Source organism: Pseudomonas yamanorum, from assembly GCF_013386765.1.
GTDB classification, from domain to species: domain Bacteria; phylum Pseudomonadota; class Gammaproteobacteria; order Pseudomonadales; family Pseudomonadaceae; genus Aquipseudomonas; species Aquipseudomonas yamanorum_A.
Genome location: NZ_JACARE010000032.1, coordinates 108,435 through 123,329, shown reverse-complemented (window position 1 = coordinate 123,329; position 14,895 = coordinate 108,435). Strand labels below are relative to the sequence as shown.

The following is a 14,895-nucleotide window of genomic DNA, read 5'->3' as shown; positions in this document are numbered from 1 at the left end:
GTAGGAGCGAGCAAGCTCGCTCCTACAGACGGTCCAGGACGTCCAGTTGCATCTGCAGCATCCTCTCCAGCTCAAGCATGGATTTCTCCATGGCCTTGATGCCCGCCTCGATAACGTGTCGATTCTCGCCTTGGCCACAGGCCTGTTCGAGGGTTTCGCATTGCCCAGCCAGGTTATCGGCCTGGATGATCCTGGCAGCGCCCTTGATCTTGTGTGCCTGCTCGATCAGGTCCTGGTAGGCGGCTTGTCGGACCAGCATGGCCATCAGCTCTACCCGGTCATTGCGGCTGCTGCTCAACAGTTCTTCAAGCAGGCGCCGGCTCAGCTGTGGATCGCCGCCCGTCATCGCATCCAGGCTTTGAAGGGTAAACACGTTACGGGTGGGTAGCGGATCGACTTGCGCCAGGTGCTCCTCCAGCGCAGTGAGGCTGATGGGTTTGAACAGGCAATCATTCATGCCTGCATCGAAACAGCGTTGTTTCTCCTCAGGTTGGGCATTGGCGGTGAAACCAAGTATCACGCAGGGTGTTTTTTGCTCACGCTGCTCATACTCGCGAATGGAACGACTCAACTCGTAGCCGTTCATGATCGGCATGTTGCAGTCGGCAATCACCAGGTCGAAGTGCGCTTCTCGCCATGCCTGGAACCCCGCAGCGCCATGATGGGCGGCGGTGAACTGATGCCCCAGGAAGCCCAGTTGCTGGCACATGAGCAGGCGGTTTGCGGGATGGTCGTCCACCACCAGTACATTGAGAACCGGCGCAGGGGTGGTCGCGGCCGGCTCCAGTTTGTCGACGGCCTTGAGCGGTTGCAGGCTGGGCATCTTCAGGCTGACGTGGACCTGGGTGCCCACCATGGGCACGCTGCTCAGGCTCAATTGCCCGCCCATCATCGTGCACAGGCTGCGACAAATCACCAGGCCCAGGCCGGCGCCACTCCTGGCCAGGTGCCCGGAATTGTCGGCTTGGGCAAAAGGCTCGAACAGGCGCCGCTGGTCTTCGCGATTGATCCCGATGCCGGTGTCCTCCACCACCAGTTTCATCTCGATCTGTTGGGGTTGCCCGGTGGCCTTCAGTTGTACCTTGATTTTCACCTGCCCGCGTTCAGTGAACTTGATCGCATTGCTCACCAGGTTCGACAGCACCTGCTTGAACCGCAAGGGGTCGATCAGTACGTCGGTGTCGTCCACATCGGGGGCGAACTCCAGCACCAGGCTCAGGGTTTTCTGGCGTGCCAGGCCATCGAATACGCGGACCACCGACTCGATCACCTCCCGCAGGTTGACCCGCTCCGGGGCCAGGCTCAGGCGACCGGATTCGATACGGGCGATGTCCAGGATGTCGCCGATCAGCTCCAGCAGGTCCTTGGCCGAGTTGTAGGCCACCTCGATGGCAGGGCGATCCAGGTGGCCCTGGTCGGCACGCTTGAGTGTCAACTCCAGCATGCCGATCACGGCGTTCATCGGCGTGCGGATTTCATGGCTCATGGTGGCCAGGAATGTGCTTTTCGCCCGGTTGGCCTCGTCGGCGCGTTCCTTGGCGGCGCGCAGTTCATCGAACAACTGGCGCCGCTCGCTGATATCGATCCAGCCGCCAATGATGCCCTGGACCTCGCCCATGGAGTCGCGGTAAGGAAGAATCCAGTGATAGATCGTGAGTTTTTTTCCATGAACGTGCAGGGTGCGATCAAGGATCAACGGTTTGCCTTCGGCCACGACCTGTTGATAGTCGGTATGGTACTGAGCCGCCTCCGTCTCGAGGGCCATGCCCATCTGGGTAATGCTTTTGCCGATGACGTCTTCACGCTTGACGTCGAAGGTTTGCAGATAGCTGTCGTTGCAGGTCTGCAAGAAGCCGTTGTGGTCACGTACGTAGATGGGATGCGGGGTCTCGTTGACCAGCGCCCGCATGAACTCGAACTGGTCGCTCAGGGCGCGCTCGGCCAGTTTCCGGTGTTTGATCTGGCGCTGCAGATAGCCGTTCCACGTCAGGGAAATCAACAGGAGCAGCCCTGTGCCGATGATGATCTGGGCAATCAGGCGGTGATAGTTGCGCCAATAGCCATCAGACGCCGCGTTGTAGCCACGCCAACGGCTGTTGATCGCCGTCATCTCATCCGGGGCAATACTCAGCAACGCCTTGTCCAGGATCGAACTCAGCTCGACGGCGTGGCGTGACGTCGCCAGGGCAAACGTCGCAGGCAACGTGCCGATGCTGGAACTGATCTGCAATTTGTCCTGGAATGCCGGAGACGAAAGCAGATAGTTGGCGATCACCAAGGGGTTCACAGCACCGTCCACCTGTCCCTGTGCCAACAATTCCGATGCCTTGAAGGTGTCACCTGTTTCGACGAGGGTTATCTGGGCAAATTCCTGCCGTAGAAACCTCTCCAGCGGATTGCCTTGGGTGATTGCCAGGCGCTTGCCTGTCATCTCTTGAAGGCTTGTGGGTGCACCGGCTTCCTTGCGTGTCAGCAGTACATAGGAGTTTTCCAGGTAAGGGCGGCTGAAGTTCAGGTGGGACTCGCGGCCGGTGCTGGGCGTGATTGCTCCGATGATGTCGGCGGCGCCGGAATTGACCTGGTCAATCATGCTGGTGAGATCACGCATGTGTTGAATCTCGAAGCGCAGGCCGGTTCGTAGCCGGATCAGCTCCAGCAGGTCGGCGGTGACGCCCCGGAAGTTGCCGTCGTTGTCAAAGAAGGTCAGCGGTGCGAAGGTTTCGTTGACGACGACTTTGACCACCGGGTGGTCCCGAAGCCAGCGTTCTTCGCGCTGGGTCAACTGCAGCTTGCGGTCCGTCAGCAGGATGTCGCTGCCGGCGCTCCAGCGTTTGGCGATGCTGTCGCGTTCATAGGTCGATACGCCATCGAGCACCGAATCGACGATGCTCAGGAGAATGGGCTGGTCCTTGCGCAAGGCGAAGCTGAAGCCATTGGCCTCGTGCTTGCCGAAGTTGGCCATGCGGATATTTCTGAGGTAGCCCTTGTTGATCATGTAGTGGGTGGAAATGGTGTCGCCCAGGAAGACGTCGGCCTGGTCGAATGCCACCGCATTCAATGCATTTTGATAGGACGGGTAGGCATGGATGGTTGCTTTTGGATACAACGCTTGCACTTCGTCCATGGGCAGGTAGTGGTAGACAAGGCTCAGGCGCAGGCCTGCCAGGCCGTCACCCAGGTTGCGACGCTCACCTTCACGAGTGACCAGTACCGGCTGATCCACCGCATAGGGCAATGACAGGACAATGTCGGGATTCGCCGCTTCAAAGCCGTTGGATGAGCCAAGAAAGTCGATCTCGCCGTTTTCCAGCGCCTGGATCGCTGCCTCCCGGGAGGAATAGCGCAGCACCTTCAACGGTATCGCCAGGGTCCTGGCCACCAGGCCGGCGTAATCGGCAGTCAGCCCTTCATAGTCTCGCCCGCTGGAGGTGATGTCGAAGGGCGGGTAGTCTGGCCCGGAGGTGCCCAGTATCAGGTCCCGCTTGTTCTGCAGCCACTGGCGTTGTGTCTTATTCAGCGGGGTGTCCAGTTGAACCGCACCGGCACGCCCCAGCAGTGCGTATTGCTCGGGAACCGTTTGTTCGCCAGCCACGGCCGTGCTGAGGCATACCCCGATGCTCAAAATGATTAGATAGTCCTTTATACGCCTGGGCATCCGATTTCTCACACTAGCGCGTTACGTTTTGCCATCTCGATAAGTTCTACCAAGGATTTGGCTTTTAGTTTTTGCATGAGCCTTTTTTTGTAAGTGCTTACGGTTTTGTTACTGAGGAACATGCCTTTGGCTATTTCCTTGTTTGTCCGGCCTTGTGCAAAAAGTTGTAATACCATGAGTTCGCGATCATTCACTATTTTGAAAAGTTCAAGCTCTTCATTGCAATCTGTTTCATTGCTGTTGCCGTTAAGGGCCTGGCTCGGAAAGTAGTTGTAACCGGACAAGACTGCCCTGATGGCACTGAGCAGCTCACTCAGGTCTCCTTCCTTGCACACATAACCATCGGCGCCGGAGCGCATGCACCGTGTGGCAAAGAGCTTGGGCGTCTGAGCCGTCAGGATCAGCGTCTTGGTGGGCGTGCTCATTGCGTTGAACCGGCACAACACTTCCAGGCCGTCGAGTTTTGGAATACCGATATCAAGGATGATCAGGTCCGGCTGACATTCCTTGACCATTTGTATTGCATCACAACCGTTGTCGGCTTCACCCACTACTTTATAGCCTTCATGTTCCAACAACATTCGAATGGCAAGCCGGATAACAGGGTGGTCGTCGATAATAAAAACTGAGTTCATGATCAAATTCCATACAAGCGCAAATAAAGTCGGCACATTAGCCCACATGGCAATGAAGGAGGATGAACCGAACGTGGAACAAACGTAAAACAAGAATGTTCCTACATTAAAAAAAGCAAAGGATTACGCTTCGCAGGGTGTTTGTTGTTTTGGCGTGAGAATTTTGCGTGGGTAGAATTTAAAAGTCGACGGCAGTGGGCGAGTGGTTTTATTACGAAGAACTTTCGTAGTGGAGGAACGTTTAACTTCCTACTTTTTTGTTGAACGGAGGAGGAGGGAGTTGGTGGATGAGTTGGTTCAACCCAATGGGGTTCAACGGCTTTGGCAAGTAGCCAAGTAACGGAAAATTACGCTGGAATGCCTGGGCCTTGAGGTTCTCCAGTTCATTAATCGGCAGGCCGCTGAGCAATATCGCCGATCTTATAAAGCCTCTGCGTTTGGCGATTTCAATCAACTCAAGCCCCGGCAAGTCGGGCAAGCATTGATCACAGAGCAGAATATCGAATGGCGTTTCGGTTTGCGTCATCAGCCGCATTGCCTGTTCGGCATTTTCGGCAAGGGTCAGGTCGTGATAGCCATAGTTTCTTAGCAGGCATTGGGTGGCCAGCAATTGAAAGGGATGATCCTCCACCAACAGGATACGAAGTTGTTCGAGCATGGGGTTTTCCATGAAATGGACAAGAGCCCTGAAGATGCTCCACCAGGGCGTGTAGTAAGAAGTTAGTGGGCCTGCCAGCCATCGGGCGTAGGAACAGGTCGAAAGACTGCGGTCAGGGCGCGCGATTATTCATCGCGGCGGGGAAGAACTTCGATCAGGCCGCTCTGTTCCGTGCGTAGGGCGATTCTTTGAAAAGCGGCCCTGGCCATAAGCCAGGGCTCGGGTTCATTGCGGGCTGGAGCGCCCGGTCATCTCGCGGGCCATTTCACTGGCGTAGCTGTCGGTCATGCCGGCGATGAAGTCGATCATGCGCAGGAACGAGGCGTGCAATGACCACGACGGGTCGGGGGCACTGTTGCCCAGCAGGTCGAGGATGCGCCGGTTCTTGAACGACGGAGTACGCCCGCCATGTTGTTCCAGGGCCGCACCGCAGAAGGCGTTCAAGAGGATTTCCAGGGTGGTGTAGGCGCCGATTTCGTGGAGGGTCTTGCGCTTGTCCTGGAAGATTTTCTTGCGGGCCATGTCCTTGGCATCCAGCACGCAGCGCTTGGCCGGACCGTGCATGTGTTCCACCAGGTCTCCCGGCAGGGTACCGGCCAGTAGCGCGTCCTGTTGCTCGACGAACGCCCGGGCTGCGGCGTTGGTCAGGTGCTCGATGGCCTTGCCCCGCAGAATCGCCAGCTTGCGTCGCCGGGAGTCCTGCGGGCCGAGTTGCCGATAGGTTTGCGGCAAGTCGTCGCCCACCAGGTCCAGCAGCAATGACTCGACCTCGGCGTATTCCAGCAGCTCCATTTCCAGGCCGTCTTCGAGGTCGATCAGCGCGTAGCAGATATCGTCGGCGGCCTCCATCAGGTACACCAGCGGGTGGCGGGCCCAGCGTTGCTCTTCCAGTTGCGGCAAGCCAAGTTTGTGGGCGATCTGTTCAAGAATCGGCAGTTCGCTCTGGTAGCAGCCGAACTTGTGTTTTTTATAACCCAGGGAGTCGGCGTGGCGTGCGGTCCAGGGGTATTTCAGGTAGGTGCCCAAAGTGGCGTAGGTGAGCCGGGTGCCGCCATCGAACTGGTGGTATTCCAGTTGGGTGAGTACCCGGAAACCCTGGGCATTGCCTTCGAAATTGAGGAAGTCATTGCGCTCGGCGCTGGTCATGTCGTCCAGCCAGCCACGCCCCGACGCCTGCTGGAACCAATGCCGGATTGCGTCTTCACCGGAATGGCCGAAGGGCGGATTGCCGATGTCGTGGGCCAGGCAGGCCGATTGCACCACCATGCCCAGGTCGCTCGGGTCGCACCAGTCGGGCAATGCGCTGCGGATGGTTTCGCCCACACGCATGCCCAGGGACCGGCCCACGCAACTGACTTCCAGGGAGTGGGTCAGGCGGGTGTGGATGTGATCGTTGCTGGTCACCGGGTGCACTTGGGTCTTGCGGCCCAGGCGGCGAAACGCGCCGGAAAAGATGATGCGGTCGTGGTCTTTGTGAAAGGGGCTGCGGCCCAGTTCTTCCGGGCTGTGCAGGGGTTTTCCAAGGCGTTCGCGGGTAAGCAGGGTGGGCCAATCCAAGGCGGGTACTCTCCGTGCGGTGAATGACACCGCCCAGCTTCCCGGTTCAGCCAGGCCTTCGCAAGCGAAAAACTACAGGCCGACGGCGTCGATATCGATTAACAGCAGGCGCTGACCGTTATCAAAGAATTGTCCGGCCGTCAGGCAGTATTGGTTGGTCGTGGCATCGCGATAGGTGGATGACAGGCTCAAGCGCCGCTCCTCCCAACCCTCGGCGAGCAGATGATAGAAGTACGGGCGCCATGACCAGTTGTGGCCCAGGTAGCGGCTGTCGGCTTGCCAGGCGCCCTGGTGCCATTCGAAATTGGGCGTCAGTTGCGTGCCATGCCGATCACACTGGTAAAAACGCAGCAGCCAGGGAAACGCCGGCAATTGCGGCAGCTGGCTCAGGGGCGCCTGTGCCTGCGCCCAGCCTTGCAGGATCTGCATCAGTTCTGCCAGTTGGTGGCGCAGGTGCATGATCCGGCCGCGCTCGGCCAGCTTCTGTTGGACATACCCGGTGCGCAGCTGGGCGAAACGCGACACGAACGCGTCGGTGGCGAACCAGTCCAGCTGGGCCTGGGCAAACAGGTAGCCCTGGACATAACGTGAACCACATTCCAGGGCGAAATTCAGCTGTGCCTCGGTTTCCACGCCTTCGGCAATGATCCAGCAGCCGGTTTTTTCCGCCATCTGCGCCAGTGCGCGTACCACCTCACCACTTGGGCCGCCCCGGGCAGCGGCCTGGAACAGGCGCATGTCCAGCTTGAGGATGTCTGGCTGCAAGGCCAGCACCCGGTCCAGCTGGGAATAGCCGGCGCCGAAGTCATCAATGGCAATCCGCGCCCCGGCCTCGCGGTAGCGCTCCACCACTTCGGCCAGGCGCAGGATATCGCCGCCCAGTTCCGTGATCTCGAACACGATGCGGCGCGGGTCGACGTTGTGTACCTGCAGTTGTTTGAGGCTCGGCAGGGCCTGCCCCGGGCGCAGGCGGGTGATCCAGCGTGGCGAGATATTCAGGCTCAGGAACCACTCTTGCGGTGCTTCATGCAGGCGGCTCAGGGCGTTGTCACGAATCTGCCGGTCCAGGCGGCGCAAGGCCACGGAGGGCGTGCGCGGGTCGGCGAACAGAGGACCCACCGAGCGCAGTTGGCCATCCGCCTGGCGCAGGCGGCCCAAGGCTTCTACGCCGGCGATGCGACCGGTGGCGGTGTCGATGAAGGGCTGGAAGCAGGCGAGCGGTTGCCCGTCGATCACGGGGCCTCCTTAAAAGACCGGAAATGAAAAAGGCCCGGCCCCCGATGGAGAGGGCCGGGCCTGATCTGTTTGCAAGAATGCAGCCAGCGGGCTCAACTTTTGCGCGATGCGCCTTGCATGGCCAGTTTGATCAGAGGAATCAGACCGGCGCCAAGCCGCACCAGGCGAGTCATGGTGCCGATCCCGCCGCCCTTGGCGCCTTTGCCGGTGAGGAAGCCCAGCAGTGTCACCACGCCCACGCCCCACAGCGGCGCGTGCTTGATGCCAAAACCGTCCTGCCAGCTCTGGCCCATGTTGCGGACCTTTTGCAGCGGCAGCATCAGTTGCTGGGACTCGTGACGAATTTCCTGACGGTGCATTTCCATGCGCAGGCGGATCAACGCCTTGCGCATCTCCCGCCGGGAAGTGTTGTGCGGCAATTCAGTCAGGCTCATGGCAGCAGGCGCTCCCGGTCGTTGGCCAGCTCTTCGAGGGTGGCGTGGAACGGCGTGGACTCATCGAACACTGCCGCCTTCAAGCGCAACCCACAGAAGGCCGCGGCCAGTATGTAGAACACGCAGAGGCTGATGATCCCGGTCAGGCGGTAGGTATCCCACACCAGAATCATCACCAGCGCCGACAAGCCCACCAGCAACAGCAAGGCAAACACCAGCGCCAGGCCTGCGAACAGCAGCAGGCTGACGGTGCGGGCTTTCTGCTCCTGCAACTCGATGCCAAACAGCTCGACGTGGCTGTGCAGCAAACCCAGGACAGCCGCGCCCAGGCGCCGTGAGGTAGAACTTGGGCCCGTGGACGAGCCGGATTCGCCGATAGACATAAATTAGCGCCTTGTGGCCAGCAGGCCGATCAAAAAGCCCACACCGGCCGCGATGCCGACGGACTGCCAGGGGTTGGCCTGAACATAGTCCTCAGTGGCGGTGACAGCCGCCTGGCCGCGTTCGCGCAGGGAATCTTCGGTCAGTTGCAGGGTTTCACGGGCCTTGAGCAGGCTTTCGTGAATCTTGCTGCGCAGTTCGTCCGCCTGGTCACCGGCGAGGATCGCGGTATCGTCCAGCAGCTTCTCGGTATCGCTGACCAGGGTTTGAAAATCCGCCATCAATATTTCCTGAGCAGTCTTTGCCGTTTTTCTGGCCATGGTTATCTCCGTGAGTGGCTGGTCTGTTTACTTTTGGTTTCGAGTCACCGGTGTCGGTGAAGGTTCACTGCAATTGTCTGGTACAGCTTTTGCTTTGCCTTGGTGCGCAGGCCGGTGGCCTTGCGCTGAATCCGGGCGGTTGGGGCTTAAACCCTGAAAAACCTTACCCTAAATAACTAAAATTCGCGGAAAAACCCTGTCGGATTCTGCCTTTCACCCTGAACGCTGCGCCAAAGCGGTTCACGGCCTCAAAAGAGGGTCGGACCGTCGGTGCCAATTTAGTGCGCGTCATGAAGGTCATGAACTGCTTTGGTGCTTTTTCCTGCCTGTGCAGGCCTGCCATTCTCCATGGAAAATTTGCAAAGCGCGGTGGACACCCTCGTCCATAGTTCCGACACGCTGTTTATTCTGATTGGTGCGGTCATGGTCCTGGCCATGCACGCCGGCTTCGCTTTCCTGGAAGTCGGCACGGTACGGCAGAAGAACCAGGTCAACGCCCTGTCGAAAATCCTCAGTGACTTCGCCATCTCCACACTGGCCTATTTCTTTATAGGCTATTGGATCTCCTACGGTGTGACCTTCATGCAACCGGCGGCGGTCATCAGCGCCGACCACGGTTATGGCCTGGTGAAATTCTTCTTCCTGCTGACCTTCGCGGCGGCGATCCCGGCGATCATTTCCGGGGGTATTGCCGAGCGTGCACGTTTTGTTCCGCAACTGTGTGCCACCGCCTTGATCGTGGCGTTTATCTATCCGTTTTTCGAAGGCATGGTGTGGAACGGCAACTACGGCCTGCAAGCCTGGTTGCTGGGCACTTTCGGCGCCACCTTTCACGACTTCGCCGGTAGCGTGGTGGTGCACGCCATGGGCGGCTGGCTGGCGCTGGCGGCCGTGTTGTTGCTGGGGCCACGCCAGGGGCGTTATCGGGAAGGGCGCCTGGTGGCGTTCGCGCCGTCGAGCATTCCGTTCCTGGCGCTGGGGTCGTGGATTCTGATCGTCGGCTGGTTTGGCTTCAACGTCATGAGTGCGCAGACCCTGTCCGGGGTCAGCGGGCTGGTGGCGGTCAATTCGTTGATGGCCATGGTCGGCGGCACCGTAGCGGCGTTGGTGATCGGGCGTAACGACCCAGGCTTTTTGCACAACGGTCCGTTGGCGGGGCTGGTGGCGATCTGCGCCGGCTCCGACTTGATGCACCCTGTGGGCGCGCTGGTGACCGGCGTGGTGGCGGGCGGTTTGTTCGTCTGGTGCTTCATCGCGGCCCAGGATCGCTGGAAGATCGATGACGTGCTGGGTGTGTGGCCGCTGCACGGCCTGTGCGGTGTGTGGGGCGGGATCGCCTGCGGGATCTTCGGCCAGACCGCGTTGGGTGGCTTGGGCGGCGTGAGCTTGATCAGCCAGTTGATCGGCACCGCGCTGGGCGTGGTGGTGGCGCTGGTCGGCGGCTTGCTGGTGTACGGCGTGATCAAGCGCGTCTACGGCCTGCGCCTGAGTCAGGAAGAAGAGTATTACGGCGCCGATCTGTCGATCCACAAGATTGGCGCCGTCAGTCAGGATTGAGGGAGGAGTCACCTTCGTTCGGGTTGCAGCCATGCAGCAGCCGATACCGGCTTTGCCGCACTTCATCCACGCGGCACTTTACCTGCTGCTCCGACAACCCCAGCAGGATCAGCGCATGGGAGGCGAGCATCAAACTCGATTCCAGTAACTCGGGCACCACTTCAGTGGCGCCGGCGGCTTTCAGTTCGGCCAACTGACTGTCGTCGCGGGTGCGCACCAGGATCGGCACCTTCGGGTTGAGGCGCCGTGCTTCGTTGAGCACGGTCAGGGCGACGTCGCTGTTGTCCACCGCAATCACCACCAGGCGCGCACGTTCCAGGCCGACAGCGCTGAGCAGGGCGCCACGGCGGCAGTCGCCGTAGTGCACGGCGCTGTCTTCGCTGGCGGCTTCCTGGACCCGCTCCGGGTCGTCATCCAGGGCGATGAAGGCCTGTTGTTCGCGGTACAGGAATCGTCCGATGGACTGGCCAACCCGGCCATAACCGCAGATCACCGCATGGCCTCGCAGCTCGGCGTTGAGGGCGGTTATCTCTTCAAGCTGCACTTGCTGGTTGGGCTTGTGGTGCAGGCGCAGGGCGATGGCGGGTGCAGCCCTGAGCAGCAGCGGGGTGAGCAGCATCGAGCAGAACGTGGCGGCCAGCAACAGGCCACTGATGTCGGCGGGCATCAGCCGGCTCTGCTGCATTTGCGCCATCAAGGCGAAACAGAATTCACCGCCCTGGGCCAAGGCCAGACCGCTGCGCCAGGCGGTTTCGCCGTCGCTGCCGCGCAATTGCACCAGCAGGGCGACCACGCAGCCTTTGATCAACATCAGGGCGAGGGTCAGGCCAAGAATCAACAGGCTGTGGCTGATGAACAGTTGCAGGTCGATCAGCATGCCGATACTGACGAAAAACAAACCCAGCAGGATGTCGCGAAACGGCCGGATATCGGCTTCGATCTGGTGGCGGTAATGGCTTTCCCCCAGCAGCATGCCGGCGAGAAAGGCGCCCAGCGCCGGGGACAGGCCCAGCAGGTGCGTCAGCCAGGCGGTGAGCAGAACAATGACCAGTGCCAGCAGCACGAATAATTCCGCCGAGTGGGAGGCCGCCACTTCACGGAACAACCGCGGCAGCAACCAGCGGCTGGCCAGCAGCAGGCCGAGGAACAGCACCACGGTTTTGCCCAGGGTCAACGGCAACGCCCAGTACCAGGCTTGCTCGCTGTTGCCGGCGAACACCGGTACCAGGGTCAGCAGCAACACGGCAACCACGTCCTGGAACAGCAATACCCCGATCGCATTCTGGCCGTGGCTGCTGAAGATTTCGCCGAGGCTGGTCAGCTCTTTGCTGACGATCGCAGTGGACGACAACGCCAGGCCGGCACCGAGCAACAGGGCAGTAGTCGGCGACAGGCCGAACAGCGCCAGCAAGCCCCCCAACAGTAACCCGCAGCACAGTACCTGCAGGCTGCCCAGGCCAAACACCACCCGGCGCAGGCTGAGCATTTTGCTCAGGGAAAACTCCAGGCCCAGGGAAAACAGCAGGAAGACCACCCCCAGTTCGGCAAGGTCTGGCAGCTCTTCGCTGTCATTGACCCAGTCCAGGGCGGTGGGGCCTACGGCCAGGCCAACACACAGATAGCCCAGCACCGGGGGCAGTTGCAGGCGACGAAACAGCGCAATTACCACGAGAGAGGAGGCCAGGATAATCAGCAGGTTGGCAAACACGCGCAGCTCCATTGCAGGTATCAGGGGAAAAAAGTCGCGAGAGTCGCTGAATCAGTTATACGCCATGGTGATCTGGGTCAGGCTTTTGCGGTGCCCCGACGCTGTTAGAATAGGCGCCTGATTCTTCCCGGACCCTTTGCCATGCTTCCTGAATGTCAGTTGTTCGGCACCCTGGGCTGCCATCTTTGTGAGTTTGCCGAAGCCGAAATCATGCCGTTGGTCGAACACGGCCTGCTGGTGGAGTTGGTGGATATCGCCGATTCCGAGTCCCTGTTCGAAGCCTACGGCCTGCGGATTCCGGTGCTGCGCCGGGTGGATACGGGCGCCGAGCTGGAGTGGCCGTTCGATGAAGCGCAGGTGGTGACCTTCCTGCTCTAGCACTCGGCGATGGCGAGTTCCCGATTATTCGGTTACTGTATGTTTGTACAGCGATTGAATGAGAGGGAACGCCCGTGGTGAATGTTGAACAACTGAAAAGCAGCGTCAATCGCATGTCCGCCGACGTCGTGCGCGACGCGGTGAACGAGCTGCGCCTCGATGGCCTGGTCACGGAAGGCAAGACGCCGTTTAACAAAGTGCATTTCAATACCTGCTTTGCCGAGATCGAGGCGTTATTCCAGCGCGCCGGTTATCACAAGCAGTTGGATGTAGTGGGTTATCAGGGCTTGCTCTACGCGCTTTATGACCCGGGCCGCTGGGAAGCGGTGGATGTGTTGCGTTGGCTCAAGGAGTTCACCGAGGCGGCCAGTGCATCGCCGGTGTTGCGCGCGGAATTGGCCAAGGCGTGAATCTGTGCTGGGCCTGATCCGGCTGCATGCGGGATAATGCCCGCCTGTATTTCCAAGCTCTGAGCCTGCCCATGTCCGTTTTTTCCGCTGCCCAGCATCAAGCCAGCACCTTGTACCTGCCCCCGGGCAATTGGGCGACCGTGCTGGATTGCCTCTGCGAGCACTTCCAGGCCATCAGCCGTGAGCACTGGCTGGACCGCATCGCCCGGGGCCGGGTGCTGGACATCAACGGCACGCCCATCAGCCAGGACCTGGCCTACCGCGAAGGCCTGTGCATCTACTACTTTCGCGAAGTGCCGAACGAGAAAGTGATCCCGGTGCAGGAGACCATCCTGTACGCCGACGAACACCTGGTGGTGGCCGACAAACCGCATTTCCTGCCGGTAACGCCCGCCGGTGAGTACGTCGAGCAGACCCTGTTGCGGCGCTTGATCCGTCGCCTGGACAACCCGGCCCTGGTGCCGCTGCATCGCATCGATCGGCATACCGCCGGGCTGGTGCTGTTTTCGGCCAACCCCCAGACCCGTTCGGCGTATCAACAGCTTTTCCCCACGCGCAAGATCGACAAGTTCTACGAAGCCATCGCCCCGGCATTGCCCGCGCTGACCTTTCCGTTGGTGCATAAAAGCCGGCTGGTGGATGGCGAGCCATTCTTTCGCATGCAGGAAGGAGAGGGGGCGAGCAACACCGAGACGGCGCTCGAGGTGCGGGAAAAGAACGGCGACCTGTGGCGCTACGGCCTGTTCCCGGTGACCGGCAAGAAGCATCAGTTGCGGGTACACATGACGGCGCTGGGGGCGAGTATCTGCAACGATCCGTTCTACCCCGACGTCATCCAGGATGCCGAGGACGACTACGCCAATCCGCTCAAGCTGCTGGCCCAGGGTGTACGGTTCATCGACCCGGTCACCGGCCAGGAGCGCAGTTTTCGCAGCGAGATCAGCCTGGACTGGTAAACCCCAGGCACGAAAAAGCCCGCATCAAGCGGGCTTTTTCGTATCCGGCGTTAAGACTTACAGGTCTTTAACGGTGCGAACCTGATCCTTGTTGATCTGTGTGCGCTTGCCATCCAGCTGTTCAAATTCATAGAAGCCGGTGGACTTGTCGAATTTAGGAGTGTCGACGGCCTGGATTTCGCGACCGTCATTCAGGGTGATCACTGTAGGCGAGGCGCAACCGGCAAGGGTAGCGAGGCCCAGTGCAAGCATGAGAGCGGCGATGGTCCGTTGAGTCATGAGTTTGTCTCCGAGAGAATGCTTTTTTGAGTACTGACCTTGTGACGTGTGCAACGTCGGCAAAGTTCCTTGTGCGACGCTCATTCTGACACGCTGGGTGGCTGGTGCAACAACTCAGGTGTGTTGAAGTTGGCCAGGCGCGGGTCGTTCGCGGGGCAATCCAGGGCCTTGGCGCCCAGCGCCTGCATGATCTGGCGCGGGCTGCGCTCGCCGGCCTCCCAGGCCTGTTCGAAAGTTTCATGTAGCAGAGTGGGTATCACACAGAGCAACGGCTCCCAGAAATCGCCGTGGCGCACCATTACCGGCAGCAACGGGTTCTGCTGCGCCGTGCGGAGCAGGTCGGCGAGCAATCGCTCATCGATTTGCGGCACATCGCACGGCAATACCAGCAGATGCCCGTGCCGCGCCGCTGCCAGTCCTGCGCGGATGCCGGCAAGCGGGCCGGGGAAGTCCGGGCTGTCATCGCCGACCACTTGATCGGCGTAGGCCGCGTACTGCGCCTGGTTGCGATTGCAGGAGATGATCAGGTCGTCGGTCAGCGGCCGCACCAGACGATGCAGATGCGCGATCAGCGGCTGCCCGTGCCAGTCGAGCAAGCCCTTGTCGAGGCCGCCCATGCGCTGGCCACGGCCGCCGGCCAGTAGCAATACGGAGCAGGGCAGTGGGGAAAAATGGCTGGGCATGACGGCTCCTGCGGGCAGTGAAATGGGGGGCTGTGATATAACATCGGG

At 60.1% G+C, this 14,895-nt stretch carries 15 protein-coding genes; 4 read left to right on the top strand and 11 right to left on the bottom strand.

All coding sequences use genetic code 11. The annotated features are described in order from the left end of the window. Nucleotides 1-22: 22 nt before the first annotated feature. The 8 genes from HX875_RS24235 to HX875_RS24200 form a co-directional block, all read right to left on the bottom strand. A complete protein-coding gene (locus tag HX875_RS24235; RefSeq protein ID WP_177046314.1) occupies nt 23-3,655 on the bottom strand; it encodes a transporter substrate-binding domain-containing protein in 3,633 nt (1,210 codons plus the stop codon). A gap of 8 nt (nt 3,656-3,663) precedes the next feature. Next, on the bottom strand, nt 3,664-4,290 hold the full coding sequence (locus HX875_RS24230; RefSeq protein ID WP_177046313.1) for a response regulator transcription factor: 627 nt from the start codon (nt 4,288-4,290) through the stop codon (nt 3,664-3,666). Nucleotides 4,291-4,531: 241 nt separating this feature from the next. After that, nucleotides 4,532-4,948, bottom strand: a complete 417-nt coding sequence (locus tag HX875_RS24225; protein ID WP_177046311.1) for a response regulator — start codon at nt 4,946-4,948, stop codon at nt 4,532-4,534. Between the two features lie 225 nt (nt 4,949-5,173). After that, nucleotides 5,174-6,505: a deoxyguanosinetriphosphate triphosphohydrolase gene (locus HX875_RS24220; RefSeq protein ID WP_177046309.1), complete on the bottom strand. Its 1,332-nt coding sequence runs from the start codon at nt 6,503-6,505 to the stop codon at nt 5,174-5,176. Between the two features lie 72 nt (nt 6,506-6,577). Beyond that, nucleotides 6,578-7,741, bottom strand: coding sequence for an EAL domain-containing protein (locus tag HX875_RS24215; RefSeq protein ID WP_177046307.1), 1,164 nt, complete (start codon nt 7,739-7,741; stop codon nt 6,578-6,580). 92 nt (nt 7,742-7,833) lie between these two features. Next, on the bottom strand, nt 7,834-8,175 hold the full coding sequence (locus tag HX875_RS24210; RefSeq protein ID WP_088426394.1) for a hypothetical protein: 342 nt from the start codon (nt 8,173-8,175) through the stop codon (nt 7,834-7,836). Continuing rightward, nucleotides 8,172-8,558 carry a phage holin family protein gene (locus HX875_RS24205; protein WP_003209078.1) on the bottom strand — a complete coding sequence of 129 codons (387 nt, stop codon included), beginning with the start codon at nt 8,556-8,558 and terminating at the stop codon, nt 8,172-8,174. The genes HX875_RS24210 and HX875_RS24205 overlap by 4 nt, the downstream gene beginning before the upstream one ends. A 3-nt stretch (nt 8,559-8,561) precedes the next feature. Then, a complete protein-coding gene (locus HX875_RS24200) occupies nt 8,562-8,876 on the bottom strand; it encodes a DUF883 family protein (RefSeq protein WP_003209080.1) in 315 nt (104 codons plus the stop codon). A 348-nt stretch (nt 8,877-9,224) separates the two neighbouring features. Between HX875_RS24200 and HX875_RS24195 the strand changes: the two genes are divergently transcribed. Then, nucleotides 9,225-10,433 (top strand): ammonium transporter, encoded by a 1,209-nt coding sequence (locus HX875_RS24195; RefSeq protein WP_177046305.1) that lies wholly within the window; start codon nt 9,225-9,227, stop codon nt 10,431-10,433. Here the strand turns inward: HX875_RS24195 and HX875_RS24190 are convergent. Beyond that, nucleotides 10,420-12,141: a cation:proton antiporter gene (locus HX875_RS24190; RefSeq protein ID WP_177046303.1), complete on the bottom strand. Its 1,722-nt coding sequence runs from the start codon at nt 12,139-12,141 to the stop codon at nt 10,420-10,422. The genes HX875_RS24195 and HX875_RS24190 overlap by 14 nt on opposite strands. 141 nt (nt 12,142-12,282) lie before the next feature. On the opposite strand from HX875_RS24190, the gene HX875_RS24185 reads away from it, so the two are divergent. The 3 genes from HX875_RS24185 to HX875_RS24175 all read left to right on the top strand — a co-directional run bounded on the left by HX875_RS24185 (nt 12,283) and on the right by HX875_RS24175 (nt 13,885). Then, nucleotides 12,283-12,519: a glutaredoxin family protein gene (locus HX875_RS24185; RefSeq protein WP_177046301.1), complete on the top strand. Its 237-nt coding sequence runs from the start codon at nt 12,283-12,285 to the stop codon at nt 12,517-12,519. Between the two features lie 74 nt (nt 12,520-12,593). Continuing rightward, on the top strand, nt 12,594-12,929 hold the full coding sequence (locus HX875_RS24180) for a hypothetical protein (protein WP_003209087.1): 336 nt from the start codon (nt 12,594-12,596) through the stop codon (nt 12,927-12,929). A gap of 65 nt (nt 12,930-12,994) precedes the next feature. After that, on the top strand, nt 12,995-13,885 hold the full coding sequence (locus tag HX875_RS24175) for a pseudouridine synthase (RefSeq protein ID WP_177046335.1): 891 nt from the start codon (nt 12,995-12,997) through the stop codon (nt 13,883-13,885). Nucleotides 13,886-13,942: 57 nt separating this feature from the next. On the opposite strand, the gene HX875_RS24170 is transcribed toward HX875_RS24175, so the two are convergent. Both HX875_RS24170 and mobA read right to left on the bottom strand, forming a co-directional pair. Then, nucleotides 13,943-14,164, bottom strand: coding sequence for a YgdI/YgdR family lipoprotein (locus HX875_RS24170; RefSeq protein ID WP_003209090.1), 222 nt, complete (start codon nt 14,162-14,164; stop codon nt 13,943-13,945). 80 nt (nt 14,165-14,244) lie between these two features. After that, complete coding sequence (gene mobA, locus HX875_RS24165) at nt 14,245-14,847, bottom strand: molybdenum cofactor guanylyltransferase MobA (RefSeq protein ID WP_177046298.1); 603 nt, start codon at nt 14,845-14,847, stop codon at nt 14,245-14,247. Between the last annotated feature and the right edge of the window lie 48 nt (nt 14,848-14,895).

What these genes read in the sequence shown, in the direction of transcription:
- HX875_RS24235 (WP_177046314.1), bottom strand. Translation starts at nt 3,655, where the DNA reads ATGCCCAGGCGTATAAAGGACTATCTAATCATTTTGAGCATCGGGGTA.
- HX875_RS24230 (WP_177046313.1), bottom strand. Translation starts at nt 4,290, where the DNA reads ATGAACTCAGTTTTTATTATCGACGACCACCCTGTTATCCGGCTTGCC.
- HX875_RS24225 (WP_177046311.1), bottom strand. Translation starts at nt 4,948, where the DNA reads ATGCTCGAACAACTTCGTATCCTGTTGGTGGAGGATCATCCCTTTCAA.
- HX875_RS24210 (WP_088426394.1), bottom strand. Translation starts at nt 8,175, where the DNA reads ATGAGCCTGACTGAATTGCCGCACAACACTTCCCGGCGGGAGATGCGC.
- HX875_RS24205 (WP_003209078.1), bottom strand. Translation starts at nt 8,558, where the DNA reads ATGTCTATCGGCGAATCCGGCTCGTCCACGGGCCCAAGTTCTACCTCA.
- HX875_RS24200 (WP_003209080.1), bottom strand. Translation starts at nt 8,876, where the DNA reads ATGGCCAGAAAAACGGCAAAGACTGCTCAGGAAATATTGATGGCGGAT.
- HX875_RS24195 (WP_177046305.1), top strand. Translation starts at nt 9,225, where the DNA reads ATGGAAAATTTGCAAAGCGCGGTGGACACCCTCGTCCATAGTTCCGAC.
- HX875_RS24185 (WP_177046301.1), top strand. Translation starts at nt 12,283, where the DNA reads ATGCTTCCTGAATGTCAGTTGTTCGGCACCCTGGGCTGCCATCTTTGT.
- HX875_RS24170 (WP_003209090.1), bottom strand. Translation starts at nt 14,164, where the DNA reads ATGACTCAACGGACCATCGCCGCTCTCATGCTTGCACTGGGCCTCGCT.
- mobA (WP_177046298.1), bottom strand. Translation starts at nt 14,847, where the DNA reads ATGCCCAGCCATTTTTCCCCACTGCCCTGCTCCGTATTGCTACTGGCC.